This window comes from Pseudoalteromonas sp. PA2MD11 (genome assembly GCF_017808125.1).
GTDB classification, from domain to species: domain Bacteria; phylum Pseudomonadota; class Gammaproteobacteria; order Enterobacterales; family Alteromonadaceae; genus Pseudoalteromonas; species Pseudoalteromonas simplex.
This window is the reverse complement of sequence record NZ_JADKNF010000017.1, coordinates 29744-43949: the sequence shown is the minus strand read 5'-3', so window position 1 is coordinate 43949 and position 14206 is coordinate 29744. Positions and strand designations below refer to the sequence as shown.

General features: G+C 41.2%; 12 protein-coding genes. 6 read left to right on the top strand and 6 right to left on the bottom strand.

Annotated features, from left to right (window positions below):
• Window position 1: 1 nt before the first annotated feature.
• Window positions 2-298 (bottom strand): hypothetical protein, encoded by a 297-nt coding sequence (locus ISP07_RS16625; protein WP_054552801.1) that lies wholly within the window; start codon window positions 296-298, stop codon window positions 2-4.
• Between the two features lie 333 nt (window positions 299-631).
• On the opposite strand from ISP07_RS16625, the gene rpe reads away from it, so the two are divergent.
• The 3 genes from rpe to trpS are packed head-to-tail and all read left to right on the top strand — an operon-like array spanning window position 632 to window position 3035.
• Window positions 632-1318: a ribulose-phosphate 3-epimerase gene (gene rpe / locus ISP07_RS16620; RefSeq protein WP_209328286.1), complete on the top strand. Its 687-nt coding sequence runs from the start codon at window positions 632-634 to the stop codon at window positions 1316-1318.
• Window positions 1315-1980: a phosphoglycolate phosphatase gene (locus ISP07_RS16615; RefSeq protein WP_209328285.1), complete on the top strand. Its 666-nt coding sequence runs from the start codon at window positions 1315-1317 to the stop codon at window positions 1978-1980. The genes rpe and ISP07_RS16615 overlap by 4 nt, the downstream gene beginning before the upstream one ends.
• A 50-nt stretch (window positions 1981-2030) precedes the next feature.
• Entirely contained in the window at window positions 2031-3035 is a 1005-nt protein-coding gene (gene trpS, locus ISP07_RS16610; protein WP_209328284.1) for a tryptophan--tRNA ligase, read from the top strand.
• Window positions 3036-3167: 132 nt separating this feature from the next.
• Here the strand turns inward: trpS and ISP07_RS16605 are convergent, their stop codons facing one another.
• From ISP07_RS16605 to uvrA, 4 genes are all read right to left on the bottom strand, one after another.
• Window positions 3168-4064: a TraB/GumN family protein gene (locus tag ISP07_RS16605; protein WP_228290659.1), complete on the bottom strand. Its 897-nt coding sequence runs from the start codon at window positions 4062-4064 to the stop codon at window positions 3168-3170.
• 52 nt (window positions 4065-4116) lie between these two features.
• Window positions 4117-4308 carry a hypothetical protein gene (locus ISP07_RS16600; RefSeq protein ID WP_138599271.1) on the bottom strand — a complete coding sequence of 64 codons (192 nt, stop codon included), beginning with the start codon at window positions 4306-4308 and terminating at the stop codon, window positions 4117-4119.
• 700 nt (window positions 4309-5008) lie between these two features.
• Entirely contained in the window at window positions 5009-6064 is a 1056-nt protein-coding gene (locus ISP07_RS16595) for a hypothetical protein (protein ID WP_209328283.1), read from the bottom strand.
• Window positions 6065-6076: 12 nt separating this feature from the next.
• Window positions 6077-8896 carry an excinuclease ABC subunit UvrA gene (gene uvrA / locus ISP07_RS16590; RefSeq protein WP_209328282.1) on the bottom strand — a complete coding sequence of 940 codons (2820 nt, stop codon included), beginning with the start codon at window positions 8894-8896 and terminating at the stop codon, window positions 6077-6079.
• 162 nt (window positions 8897-9058) lie between these two features.
• On the opposite strand from uvrA, the gene ISP07_RS16585 reads away from it, so the two are divergent.
• From ISP07_RS16585 to ISP07_RS20760, 3 genes are all read left to right on the top strand, one after another.
• A complete protein-coding gene (locus tag ISP07_RS16585; RefSeq protein ID WP_209328281.1) occupies window positions 9059-10426 on the top strand; it encodes an MFS transporter in 1368 nt (455 codons plus the stop codon).
• A 20-nt stretch (window positions 10427-10446) separates the two neighbouring features.
• On the top strand, window positions 10447-11139 hold the full coding sequence (gene ssb, locus ISP07_RS16580; protein ID WP_209328280.1) for a single-stranded DNA-binding protein: 693 nt from the start codon (window positions 10447-10449) through the stop codon (window positions 11137-11139).
• A 326-nt stretch (window positions 11140-11465) separates the two neighbouring features.
• Window positions 11466-13118, top strand: coding sequence for an EAL domain-containing protein (locus ISP07_RS20760; protein WP_209328279.1), 1653 nt, complete (start codon window positions 11466-11468; stop codon window positions 13116-13118).
• Here the strand turns inward: ISP07_RS20760 and ISP07_RS16570 are convergent.
• On the bottom strand, window positions 13115-13981 hold the full coding sequence (locus ISP07_RS16570; protein ID WP_420706866.1) for a 1-aminocyclopropane-1-carboxylate deaminase/D-cysteine desulfhydrase: 867 nt from the start codon (window positions 13979-13981) through the stop codon (window positions 13115-13117). The genes ISP07_RS20760 and ISP07_RS16570 overlap by 4 nt on opposite strands.
• Window positions 13982-14206: the final 225 nt, after the last annotated feature.

Genomic DNA, 14206 nt, shown 5'->3' with positions numbered 1-14206 from the left:
TTTAGAACTTAGAACCTAAACCGCTAACTTTCTTTGACTCTTCACTACTTGTTAATAACTCAAGTAAATCAAGATAATGGAACTGAGCACTGCGGCTATCACCCGTTAACCAAGAAAACCATCCTGTTTCTTGTTCTGCTTTCATACATTGAGCAGAAGATGATGATGCGTTAAGCGTGTTGCATGAGCAACCAGACGCCGCTGCTAAAAAGTCGTCTTCATCAGCAGATGAAAAAGATACAAACGCAGCAACCGTAAGTGCGGACGCGATTAAGATCCCTATTTTAAAAGCACGCATGAGAATAACCCTTGTTTGTGTTACTTAAACAAGCATACATAACAATTGCTCAAATAACAAACTTAATTATCGCTGAATTAAATAAAAATTTAATAAAATTAGCTCTTTAAAGTAAATTTAATGTTTATTATTTGTTTCTTTTTATTGTGTTGTAGATGGCTTTTTAATAGAGTTATTGCTCAAATTTTGACTAAAATAACACTAATTCAATAGGCTAAAAGGATTAGCTTAAAGCAATCGCCCTTTAACAATCAGCTGCGGTGTTTAAATCAGCAGTCGATTGGGTTACATTATGCGCTCTTCTTGCAGTCGCAAATTTTAATGGAATCTCTCATGTTGGAAACATTACGAAAGTATTTAATAGCCCCTTCTATTTTATCAGCCGACTTTGCCCGTTTAGGTGAAGATGTTGATCGTGTACTAGCATGTGGAGCAGATGTTGTACATTTTGATGTAATGGATAACCATTATGTGCCAAATCTAACCTTTGGCCCAATGATTTGTAAAGCACTGCGCGATTACGGCATTACAGCCCCGATTGATGTGCACCTTATGGTAAAGCCTGTCGATCGTCTAATTCCCGACTTCGCTGAAGCGGGCGCTTCTATCATCAGCTTTCACCCAGAAGCCAGTGAGCATATTGACCGTACCTTGCAACTCATAAAAGACAGTGGTTGCCAAGCAGGGCTTGTATTTAATCCTGCAACCAGCCTTAGCTACCTTGAGCATGTGCTCGATAAGGTTGATGTGGTGCTATTAATGTCGGTTAACCCTGGTTTTGGCGGCCAAAGCTTTATTCCTCATACCCTCGAAAAGCTTCGCCAAGCGCGTAAAATTATTGATGATTCAGGTCGCAAAATTCGTTTAGAAGTTGATGGTGGCGTTGGTGTTGATAATATTGCTGAAATTGCCGAAGCGGGCGCTGATATGTTTGTTTCAGGCTCGGCGATTTTCAATCAACCAGATTATAAAGCGGTTATCGATGCGATGCGCAGCGAGCTCGCAAAGGTTGAGCCATGAAATACGATGCGGCATTTTTCGATTTAGATGGCACCTTAGTCGACAGTGTTTATGATTTATACATTGCGATGAACCTGACTCTAACTGATCTAGCATTTCCGATTGTGACACAAAAGCTAGTTGAAAGCTGGGTAGGTAATGGCATAGAAACGCTTGTAAAGCGTGGTTTGAGTGGCGATATGCAAATCAGTGAGCATTTAGATGAAGCCCTTGCTGAGCGTGCAATTAATTTGTTTTATCAGCACTATGACCAAGTTGTAGGCGATTACAGTGCGCTTTATCAACATGTAGAAACCGGGCTTGCTGCCCTTGCTGGTATTCCTAAAGTGGTGATCACCAATAAGGCTCGTCGTTTTACCGAAAAGCTACTTGATAAACTGTCACTGACTAGTCATTTTCAGTTGATTGTATGTGGTGATGATATGGCAAAGAAACCATCACCTGAGCCTTTACTATTTGCTTGTCAGCAATTAGATGTCAGCCCAGTCAAAGCGGTTATGATCGGCGACTCAAAAAGTGATATTTTGGCAGCAAAAGCGGCTAAGGTGGATGTTGTTGCGCTTAGTTATGGCTATAACCAAGGTGAAAACCTCGCTGATTTCAATCCAGAGTACCTCTGCGAGAATTTCTTAGATATAATACCCGTTCTTACCCAAAGGTAAGTGCATTTTAAATTCGTCTTTTTAGTTTAGTAAAAATATAAAGGAACATCATGAGTAAACCAGTAGTGTTAAGTGGCATTCAGCCAACCGGTGGTATGACAATAGGCAACTATGTTGGCGCTATTAACCAGTGGCTTAAGCTACAGGAAGACCACGAAAGTTTCTTTATGTTAGTAGATTTACACGCTATTACAGTACGCCAAGATCCTGAGCAACTACGCTCGCGCGTTCTTGACGGTATTGCGCTGTATGCTGCATGTGGTATCGATCCAGAAAAAGCGGCGTTATTCGTACAATCTCAAGTGCCAGAACATGCACAGCTTAGTTGGGTGTTAAACTGTTACGCGCAAATGGGTGAGCTTAACCGTATGACGCAGTTTAAAGATAAGTCTTCTAAGCATGCGAATAACGTGAATGTGGGTTTATTCTCTTACCCAGTGCTGCAAGCTGCAGACATCTTGCTATACCAAGCGGATCAAGTGCCAGTGGGTGAAGATCAAAAGCAACACCTTGAATTGACACGTGATATCGCAACACGTTTTAACAACCTATACGGTGACGTGTTCAAACTACCAGAGCCGTACATTCCTGAGTTCGGCGCACGTGTAATGAGTTTACAAGATCCGCTCAAGAAAATGTCTAAATCAGATGAAAATCCAAACGGTTACATCATGTTATTAGATGAGCCGAAGAAGATTGAAAAGAAACTGAAAAAAGCAGTAACCGATTCAGACGAACAAGCTCGTATTTATTTTGATCGTGAAGAAAAGCCAGGTGTATCTAACCTACTTACTTTATTATCAGTGGCCACTAAGCGCTCTATTGAAGATTTAGTTCCAGAATACGAGGACAAGATGTATGGCCATCTGAAAAAAGACACTGCAGCAGCGGTCGTTAATATGATTGAGCCAATTCAAGCACGCTTTAAAGAAATTCGCGAAGATCAGTCATTACTTGATAGCATTTTGAAATCAGGTGCTGAAAAAGCGAGTATCCGCGCTGAAAAAACATTAAAAGCAGTCTATGATGCGGTAGGTTTTATCCCTCGCCCGTAAGCTTGTGATAAATTATTGAAATAAAAATACCGCTTGATAGCGGTATTTTTTTAGCTATTAAAAGCTAAGCGCCATTAATACTGTAAATAAACAGATAAGTGCAGCAGCGGTTTTGTCTGTTTTTTCCATTTTTTATTTCTCACCTGTGTTCAATTGTTTAATTACATAACCTTTATTTTTTAATAAGCCTAACAAGCTATCTTCACCAGCTAAGTGGGCTGTGCCAACGAGCAGTAACTCTTTTTGCGAATTAGTAAAATAATTTTCAATGTGACCAAGCCAAGTTAGATTTCGTTGCTTGATCAACATTTGGTAAGTATTAGGGTCATGTTCTTGTAAAGGCATAAGAGTAAGTTCATCTATTGCTTGCATATCGCCATTTTTCCATGCATTAAGCATTGCGATGTACAGTGCTTGGTAACTAGAAATTTGCGTTAATAGTGACTCAATAAAGGCATTTTCGTCTTGGCTACCTATTTGTTTAAACAGATCTAATTGAAAAGCCACGGTCTCTAGATAAGCGACTTCTTTTTTATCTCGCTTAGCTAATTTCGCGAAGTAACTATCAACACCTTCACCCATAAGTTGTTGCTTTTGAAGTTCTAGCGACATGATTAGCACGCTTAACATAAAGGGGCGAAAGCTATCGAGTTCGCTGAGTTTCATATCATACTGGGTAAGTTGTTCTTCTAGTTGTTGTTTCACCTTTGCTGATAACTTGCTACTCAGTGTTTCACCAGCTTGATAACTAAGAGTTTTAAGCATAGTGAGTTGTGCTGAGCTATCGCTTGGTGCGGGTACATCAGTTTCAAGTACTAAGATATCAGCCTGTTTATACGCTTGATTAAATTCATCAGGAAGGGGGAGTTCCTTGGGCGGCAAAACGTGGATTGAACCAGCAACATATATAAATTCATCACCTTTACTAACTTTCCATACGGCACTTTTTGCTGCACCAAAGCCACTTATTAATAGGCCTGTCGCAGCAATTGATGAGATTAGCAAGTGTCGAGTTAGTGTTTTCATCATTTAAGCCTGTTAATTTAAAGAAGCTTGCTCAGCATGCTGAGCAAGCCAAGTATTACTTATTCAGTTGTTGCTCAATTTGCTGATCAATTTTATTGTTCATTTGCTCAATAGATGCTTCGATAGAGGTCTCTAATTGCTTGTTTAGCTTTTGAGTACCTTGAGCATTAAGTAAGGTATTCGTTGATGTAATAATGATTGCAGTGACCGCTAAAAGTGACATCATTTTTAAGACTGAGTTAGCCATAATTTAATTCCTTTAATTGGTTGATTAGTTTTATCAGCGAAGCAAAATTGGTTGGTAGCCCGTTGATGGAAACTACAATAGCGAGGAAAGCTGCTAGAGTCGCTTATCTAGTTCTAAGCAATTTATATATAAGGTTTGAAAATATTAATTTGAATATTTTCAATGGTTTAAGTTTAATTCTTATGATGGGAAATAAGGTTTTAAATCATTTAATTTTTGCGGTTTTGTCTTTTGATGATAGTTTGGATGCAGCAAATAGGAACTTGAAGGTTTTGATATGGGTTTTAAAGTAAAACATTATGCGGCTAAAACTGTACCTGCGAATAGCTCATTAGAATGGGAGCTAATACCAATCCGCAATAATACTTAATCATTTTGAGGGATTAAACCTGTCGCTATCTGCGTTAAAAATTTCTGATTTAGAACAACTAAATAACGAAATTTTTGCCTTGCTATCAACGAGGTTTTCTTGCCTCAAAATAAATCACTTAATTAAGCGAATTGGTATAATCTTAACTGAGCTTATCATTGGTAGCCTTTGTGCTGCATTCGCAAAGATCGGCTATGATGCCGCTATGTTACTTATTTTTATACCTAATTTAGTAATCGCCTTAGTTTGCTTTGGCTTTATTGGGCTTTCGATATTTCATTTCATAAGAGAAAAACGCAGTAAGCCAAGTGAGTAGTATAGATTGCTGCGCTATTTTTCTACTGGGGTAACGCCTGGCGAGTCGCACGCAATGACTTCAAATCGATAGCCATACTCAGCATGGTGATCAGGGGTTACTTGCACAATCTCATAATCATTCAGCTCAACGGCTTTACTGTTTTCTGCTTTTAAACAGCGTGAATAACTATCGGCTTCAAAGCTGTAAGCAAACATGGCAATTAAACGTTTGCTACGTTCAAAGTAACCTTTGGTATCTAAAAATTGGCGAAGGTTTTCGGCGGTTTCGCCGTCAACTTCTACATCTACGTCTTGGCTTGAGGCTGAGCTTTGTGTATTTTCAGGAAGTTGTTGCTCGAGCTTTTTACCAAGTTCTTCGACTGCTTTTTGCTGTTCTTCACCTGATTCCTTGGCAATGACTTTACTATCCACAAAGGTGCTGACCATATTGTCGAGCACTTCTTCAGGTGGCTTATCATCAAGAAATGAAATTAAGTTAATAAAGACTACCGACGCTAAAACAAAGCGTACAATGGCGGTTAATAATGGTGAGTAGCTTTGACTAATAAACTTAACTCGCTCAGAGCCAAATGGCTTTATCAGCAATAAAACAAAAATATAAAAAGGTAAAAAAAGTTGAAATAACAATAAAGTACCTAGGGTTATTCCCATTGCCCAAGGTGGTAAATATAACAGGGTGGCAAAGTTATGTGTGTAGTTAAAGTGACTAGCTGAGACATGAGTTACATCATTAACTATGCCGCTTGCACCAGCCAACACAAAATTAGCGATACTGGCATAGAAGATTAAAATCAGTGCTTTGCCGGCAAGCGAGTGCCAAAGTTGGTTAAACTTGGGCCAAAACTCAATAACAAGCGCAATAATGGTGATGGTGGCACTTAACCAGCCCGATTGCAGAACAATTAGGCTGCTTAATGCTAAAAGATAGAGCTTTTGCGCGGTACTTAAGTTAAACCAAATGGCTTTTAACTGTTCAACCAGTCTCGTTTTATGAGGCTGCCAGCTACGTTGCTGTTGTTGAAACTGTTTATTAGCGCGCCATTTTGCAATTTTTAAATACCTACGCACGCAATATCCTTTTTATAGTAATGGTTTTAAGTACCTTCCTGTGTGTGAACGCTCACAATCGGCAACGTCTTCAGGTGTACCAGAAATTAAAATTTCACCACCGCCTGAGCCGCCTTCAGGGCCTAAATCGACAATCCAGTCTGCGGTTTTGATCACATCAAGGTTATGCTCGATAACAACAATGGTATTACCGTGATCGCGTAAGCGGTGAAGCACGACTAATAATTGCTGAATATCAGCAAAGTGTAAACCCGTAGTTGGTTCATCAAGGATATATAAGGTTTTACCTGTATCGCGTTTTGAAAGTTCGCGAGCTAGTTTTACACGCTGTGCTTCACCACCAGAGAGGGTAGTAGCAGCTTGACCTAAGCGAATATACGACAAGCCTACATCCATTAGGGTTTGCAGTTTACGTGCAATAGCCGGAATTTTATCAAAATAGTCACGGGCATCTTCTACGGTCATTTCGAGTACTTGGTGAATGTTTTTACCTTTGTACTGTACTTCGAGGGTTTCACGGTTGTAGCGCTGACCTTTACATACATCACAAGGTACATACACATCAGGTAAAAAGTGCATTTCTACCTTGATCACACCATCGCCTTGGCAAGCCTCACAACGGCCACCTTTAACGTTAAAGCTAAAACGGCCCACTTTATAGCCACGTGAACGGGCTTCTTGAGTACCCGCAAATAGCTCTCGAATACCGGTGAAAATACCGGTGTAAGTTGCTGGGTTTGAGCGCGGAGTACGGCCAATTGGGCTTTGGTCAATATCAATCACTTTATCAAAATGCTCTAGACCCTTGATTGACTTATACGGTGCCGCCTCTGCGGTCGTTGCGCCATTTAACTCGGTATGAGCCAGTTTAAATAAAGTGTCGTTGATAAGCGTCGATTTACCTGAGCCTGATACACCTGTGATACAGGTCATTAAGCCAAATGGAATACGTAAATCAACGTTCTTTAAGTTGTTACCTGTGGCACCAAATAACTCAAGCCATCTGTCGGTAGTTTGATGGCGAGCCGCCGGTACTTCGATTTTCTTTTCGCCAGAGAGGTACTGACCCGTGATTGAATCTTTGCTAGCTAGAATATCGTCATGGGTACCTTGTGCAATAACATGGCCGCCATGAACACCGGCACCCGGGCCGATATCGATAATATGATCCGCAGCGCGAATGGCATCTTCGTCATGTTCAACCACAATAACGGTGTTGCCTAAATCGCGTAAGTGAATAAGGGTTTTTAGTAGGCGGTCGTTATCGCGTTGGTGCAAACCAATTGATGGTTCATCCAGTACGTACATAACACCAACAAGGCCTGCACCAATTTGGCTTGCTAAACGAATACGCTGAGCCTCACCACCAGAAAGGGTATCGGCACTTCGCTCAAGTGATAAATAATTAAGGCCGACATTGATTAAAAAAGATAAACGGTCGCGAATTTCTTTGAGAATTTTTTCGGCAATTTGTGCGCGCTGACCAGTTAAATTCAAGCCATCAAAAAATGCCATGCTTTCACCAATACTCATTGTGGTGATAGCCGGCAAGTTTGTTTGACCTATAAATACATGGCGAGCTTCTTCACGAAGTCGCGAGCCATGACAGCTCGGACACGCTTGGCTTGTTTGGTATTTAGCAAGCTCTTCGCGCACTGAGTTTGACTCGGTTTCACGGTAGCGGCGATTCATATTATTTAAAACGCCTTCAAACTCATGGTTACGCGTAATTAAGTCGCCACGGTCGTTACGATAGTTAAAGGCAATTTTAGTTTTGCCAGAACCTTCAAGAATTACCTTTTTGGCCTCTTTACTAAGCTCTTGGAAAGGTACTTCTAGGTCAAACTTATAGTGCTCTGCGACAGCTTGCAGCATTTGGAAGTAATAAAAGCTGCGTTTGTCCCAGCCTTTAATTGCACCGCCCGATAAACTTAGCTCTGGATTTTGTACAACACGGTTTGGATCAAAATACTGACGCACACCTAAACCATCACAGCTTTGACACGCACCTGCCGGGTTATTAAACGAGAATAAACGCGGCTCAAGTTCACTCATAGCGTAGCCACACGTTGGGCAGGCAAAATTAGCAGAAAACAGCATGTCTTCGCTGAGTGAATCGTCCATTGCCGCTACATGGGCAATACCACCTGATAGCTCAAGGGCTGTTTCGAATGATTCAGCTAAACGCTGTTGTTGGCCATCTTTAACTTTAAAACGGTCAACCACGACCTCGATAGTATGCTTTTTATGAAGCTCAAGGGTCGGTGGATCTGATAAGTCACAGACTTCGCCATCGATACGGGCGCGAATGAAGCCTTGACTTGCGAGTTGCTCAAGCAGCTTAACGTGCTCACCTTTACGATCTTTTACTACTGGCGCTAATAGCATTAGCTTACTTCCTTCAGGAAGCGCTAAAACCGTATCGACCATTTGGCTGATCGTTTGTGCTGCAAGTGGCAAGTCGTGAGTAGGGCAGCGAGGCTCACCTACACGGGCAAATAATAAACGTAGGTAATCGTAAATCTCGGTAATCGTACCGACCGTTGAACGCGGGTTATGCGACGTTGATTTCTGCTCGATAGAGATAGCTGGCGATAAGCCTTCGATGTGATCGACATCGGGTTTTTCCATTAGTGATAAGAACTGTCGTGCATACGCTGACAGTGACTCAACATAACGACGTTGCCCTTCTGCATACAAGGTATCAAACGCTAAAGACGATTTCCCTGAACCAGATAGGCCAGTGATAACTATCAGCTTATCACGGGGAATGGTTAGGCTGATGTCTTTTAAATTGTGCGTACGGGCGCCTCGGACTTCAATGTTTTCCATGCTATCTCGTTTTATTACCTAATTATTTTTTCAGTATCTCATAATACGCGATAAGATTAATCCTTGATCAAAGAAAAAATCATCACTTACAGGTGATTATTTAGTTTTCGCTTGTGATAGAATCCACGCTCAAATTTTAATAGACAGCAAGATCAGTAATTCATGAAAGCATCTTCACTCAACTCTCGAGAAAAACGCGCTGCCGTTTCGTTGGCGAGCGTCTTTGCATTCCGTATGCTTGGCCTATTTATGCTGATGCCAGTATTGGCTATCTATGGGCAGCAATTAGAAGGGTTTTCGCCGCTTTGGATTGGCTTTGCTATTGGTGCTTATGGTTTAACGCAAGCCGTGCTGCAAATCCCTATGGGTTGGTTGTCTGATAAAATTGGTCGTAAAAAAGTGATTATTGGTGGCCTTTGTGTGTTTGCACTTGGCTCTGTAATTGCGGCAACCGCTGAGTCTGTGCAAATGGTTACGCTTGGGCGTGCACTTCAAGGCATGGGGGCGATTGCCAGTGCCTTATTGGCGCTTGCTTCTGATTTAAGCCGTGATGAACAACGTCCGAAAGTTATGGCCGTGATTGGTATGTGTATTGGTATGAGCTTTGCCGTTGCTATGCTACTAGGGCCTATTGTTGCTGCATCGTGGGGAGTTGCTGGGGTATTTTGGCTTACCGCAGGACTGGCCATTTTAGGTATTTTAATTGTGTTGTTTTTGGTGCCTAATGCTGTCAATAAGGCGCCAAAAGGTGACACACTTGCTACGCTTGATGATATTAAGCAACTGATTAAACACCCACAATTAGCACGCCTCGATTTTGGCGTAATGCTGCTTCATCTTACATTAACTACCGTATTTGTAGCCTTACCAGGCCAACTGATAAAAGACGGCTTAGTCGCAGACCATCATTGGTATTTATATATCCCTGTGCTGTTTTTAGCGTTTTTCTTGATGGCACCAATGATGATTGTGGCTATTCGCAAAGAAAAAGAAAAACAAGCCTTTATTGGCTCAATCGCACTGCTTGTTTTAAGTATGCTCGCGATGTCGTTATGGGTTGATTCGGTGATTGGCATCGGTATTTGTATGTTGGTTTACTTTATTGCTTTTAATTTTTTAGAAGCAACCATGCCTGCACTTGTTTCGCGTATTGCCCCAGCAAACCAGAAAGGTTCTGCGATGGGGGTATTTTCATCTACGCAGTTTTTTGGTGCCTTTTTAGGTGGTTTATTAGGGGGTTACGTTGCTCAAGCATTAAGTGCGCAAGCAGTGTTTGCGGCGGCGGCACTTGTTGGGGTAATATGGCTTATCCTTGCTTGGAATATGCAAGTCCCACCAAGAAGTAAAATAATTAGCTTAATGACTGAATTAAGTTCAGAGCAGCAGGCACAAGCGCTTGCTTCTCGTCTTGTTGCTTTACCGGGCGTAATTGAAGCAACGGTTGTCTGTGATGAAAATCGCAGCTATTTAAAGATTAATGATAAAGAATTTGACCTAGACCAAGCACGCAAAGTGGCTGGTTTAATCTAACGTTTTATAGGAGAAGTTCCATGGCACGCGGTGTGAACAAAGTTATCTTGGTTGGTAATTTAGGCCAAGATCCAGAAGTACGTTATATGCCTAATGGCAATGGCGTAGCGAATATCAGCATTGCTACGACAGATAGCTGGAAAGATAAAAACACAGGGCAAATGCAAGAGCGTACTGAATGGCACCGTGTCGTGTTATTTGGCAAACTAGCAGAAGTTGCTGGTGAATACCTTCGTAAAGGTTCACAAGTGTACATCGAAGGTCGTTTACAAACGCGTAAATGGACTGATCAATCAGGCCAAGAAAAATACACTACAGAAATCGTGGTAGACATGGGCGGTCAAATGCAAATGTTAGGCGGCCGTGGTGAGCAGCAAGGTGGTGGCGGTGGCTATCAAGGTGGCCAATCACAAGGCGGTTACCAAGGTGGTCAGCAACAAGGTGGCGGTTACGGCGGTGGTGCACAGCAATCACAAAGCAATAACAGCTATGTTCCACAGCAACAGTCTGCGCCAGCACAGCAGCAACAGCGCCCACAACAGCAGTCTGCACCGCAGCAGAGCAATAACCAATATGGTGGCGGTTATGGTCAGCAGCAAAACAATGCACCTCAACAAGGTGGTTTTGCTCCTAAGCCTCAAAATGCTCCACAAGGCGGCGCATCAAATCCAATGGAACCACCAATCGACTTTGATGACGATATCCCGTTCTAATTCACAATATAATTAGATTGTAGAGTTAATTTTTAAAACCCAGCTTAGTTGCTGGGTTTTTTATTTACGCAATACTTCGTAATCACTACTTTTGTTTGGGTTGTGTTGATTACAAAATAATTCTCATTAACTCTTTTTGCTAGGTGTTTAAAATTACAAAACTTTTGACAGCGCTGGTTATAGGATATTTCTGATATTGCTTTAAATCGCCCCACAGCCTTGTATTTATAGGGTTCTTGAACAACACTTTGTGTATGTTTAAGCAACTAACCTGTGAAATGAAACGAGACTTAACTTCACGAATAAAGCAACCGGAGGCCATCTACGTGGCGGCCGCATTTTTGCTGTTAGTTGTTTTTAATATTTTTTTAAGTGATGTGTTACACGATAAAGTGCACCGAACAGGCACTGAACTAGCCAAGCAGGTGTATGAGCTGAACCTTGATCCGGTTGTGTCGCAAGATATCATTGCCACATTAGTTAAAAGCCAAGGCTTTGCAATGAATGCTAGCGACGTTCCGCAAAACTTTGCGAATTTCATCGATCTTGAGCAGGAGGTTTTTAGCTATAAGACCGTTAATTTACGCTTATTTCATTGGCCTTCATGGTTAGTTGAAAGTCACTTATTTATATTTTTAAATTTAATATTGCTTGGCACTGGGTATTGGGGTTTTCGTTGGTGGAAAAAAATGTTCAAGCAATTAGAAACCTTAGAGCAGCCACAAATACAAAGCCAAGAGCAGCAAGTGGTTGAGGCACCGCCAAAGCAGTTAACATCTCCAAAACCATTAGCGCACCAAGATTTGAATATCTTATATGGTGTGCCAACTAATTATAATCATTTGTTTGCACTATTTTTTTGGAAAAGCCCGTTTCCTGCTAACCTTGATATCGATAACTACTTTAAATTAGTGATTGCCAAAGGCTTTGGTGAGCTTGTAAATCGCTCTGTTAAATTACTGCCTTCTGGCGGTATCGCTGTCACCTTAAATAATGTACCTGCCACTGAAATTGATAAATACACAAAGCGACTACATCAAGTTATCTATCAAGCTTGTCTAAATTACCGTAGTGATTTGTCTCGCGCTGATATAAAAATTGGTGTGTGTAATTACCGCACAGGGGCTGATCAGGCAGTGGTTTATCAGCTTACTAAATCGGCATTAGCACTGGCGAAACAAAGCGCTTGGCAGCATATTCATCGCTTACCTTTTGGTCACACGCAGTCAAACATGCTGGCTGATAGCAAAGAACATCTTTTTGAGTATATAAAGAAAAAACACTTTATGTTGTTTTTTCAGCCGTTATTTGACTTGCAAACGGGCGATATTTTGCAGCATGAGGCATTGATCCGTATTCGACACAAAAGCTTAGGTTTGCTTGCTGCTAGGCACTTTATTCCACACATGAGTAGTAAAAAAGATGTTTTACTGTTAGATAAAACCGTAATTTTACAAGTAAAAAAGATGTTGTTGAATGAGTCTGGTAGCTTAAAGGTAAGTATTAACTTGCATGCGATGAACTGGTTCAATGATGAGTTTTGGGATTGGTTAAATCAGCAGACAGATGACTTTAAGTGTATCGACAGGTTGCAATTTGAACTCAGCGAAGATGATTATTTAAAACAGCATAAAAAGCTTAGTACACAGTTCGAGTGTTTAGAAAAACTCTCGGTAGGTATAGTTATTGATAATGTACGCAGCAGTGAGCACCTAGCGACCTACAAAGGCATTAATAACATTTGTAGTATTAAGCTAGCTTTAGAGCTAATTCATAATATAGACACAAGTGCTCAGCAACAAAAAATTGTTAAGCAAATAATTACTAAAGGGGCAGAGCTAAACTTTCCTGTCTATGCAGTTGGAGTTGAAACACAGAACGAACTTGCGACCTTAAAAAACCTAGGTGTCATTGCTGCTCAAGGTTTTTACTTTGCCGAGCCATTACAAAAGCTGGCGGATATTACGCCCTATAGTTAGTCAATGAGGCCTCGGTACTTGAGGCCATTTAACCCTTGTAGCCCACCTGTATGGACTGCAATGATGTGCGAACCTTTAGCAAAGTAGCCTTGCTCTATAAGTTGCCATACAGCAAAGAGCATTTTACCGCTGTAAATTGGCTCAAGCGCAATAGTGTGTTGCTTGCTAAAAGTTTGGCAAAATTGCCACAAGTTATCGCTAAACTTTCCGTAGCCACCATCATGAAAGTCGCAAAGCAGCTGCCAGTTTTGTTGCTGATTTGCTTTATTACTTAGCTTCTTTATCTCATCAATTAAGTAGTGCGCTTGTTTCAGTACTGCGACACCTAACAGCTTTGTGTGCTGCGGTGCGCCTTCAATTAACCCCGCCAATGTACCGCCACTGCCAGTAGGGCAAACAATCACATCAGAACTTGGTAGGCTCTGTGCTAACTCTTTGCAACCTAAAAGCGCAGCTGCGTTGGTGCCGCCTTCTGGCAGTATGTAGGCATTAGGAAATTGTGCTTGCAATTGTGCTAGGTAAGTTTGGTCGTGCCTTAACCGGTAAGTAATTCGATTTACTGGGTGTAAGCTCATACCGCATTGCTTTGCGTAGTTAAGTGTTGGATTTGCTTCGTCTAGTTCAGGGCCGCGAATAATACCGTGGGTTTTAAAACCAAATAGTTTACCCGCAGTTGCTGTGGCATGAATATGGTTTGAAAATGCACCACCAAAAGTGAGTAGTTCAGATTTCTTCTGTTGCTGCATGGCTTGCAAGTTAAATTTTAGCTTACGCCATTTGTTGCCACTAATTTGCGGGTGAATAAGATCATCACGCTTGATGCTGAGCTGAACTTTACGTGCCGCTAATAAGGGGTGATGAATTGTTTGTACTGGTGATTCAAAAGAACTATTCACGGTATCATTTTTTAGTAAATAAACACGCCCAATTGTAGCAAAGTCGTCTTAGAGATAGAAATTAGTCAATTAAACCAAAATGATTTTGTTATTTACTGGCATCAACTAAGGTAATAGAGGTAAACTGAGATAATAATTGAACAAAGCTTGTGTTTTGCCTTGCAAGTACATAGCATAAGAGTTTAATTATAA

Bases quoted from the DNA above. Each gene is read 5' to 3' on its own strand.
- ISP07_RS16605 (WP_228290659.1), bottom strand. From the start codon at position 4,064: ATGATGAAAACACTAACTCGACACTTGCTAATCTCATCAATTGCTGCG.
- ISP07_RS16600 (WP_138599271.1), bottom strand. From the start codon at position 4,308: ATGGCTAACTCAGTCTTAAAAATGATGTCACTTTTAGCGGTCACTGCA.
- ISP07_RS16625 (WP_054552801.1), bottom strand. From the start codon at position 298: ATGCGTGCTTTTAAAATAGGGATCTTAATCGCGTCCGCACTTACGGTT.
- rpe (WP_209328286.1), top strand. From the start codon at position 632: ATGTTGGAAACATTACGAAAGTATTTAATAGCCCCTTCTATTTTATCA.
- ISP07_RS16585 (WP_209328281.1), top strand. From the start codon at position 9,059: ATGAAAGCATCTTCACTCAACTCTCGAGAAAAACGCGCTGCCGTTTCG.
- uvrA (WP_209328282.1), bottom strand. From the start codon at position 8,896: ATGGAAAACATTGAAGTCCGAGGCGCCCGTACGCACAATTTAAAAGAC.
- trpS (WP_209328284.1), top strand. From the start codon at position 2,031: ATGAGTAAACCAGTAGTGTTAAGTGGCATTCAGCCAACCGGTGGTATG.
- ssb (WP_209328280.1), top strand. From the start codon at position 10,447: ATGGCACGCGGTGTGAACAAAGTTATCTTGGTTGGTAATTTAGGCCAA.
- ISP07_RS16615 (WP_209328285.1), top strand. From the start codon at position 1,315: ATGAAATACGATGCGGCATTTTTCGATTTAGATGGCACCTTAGTCGAC.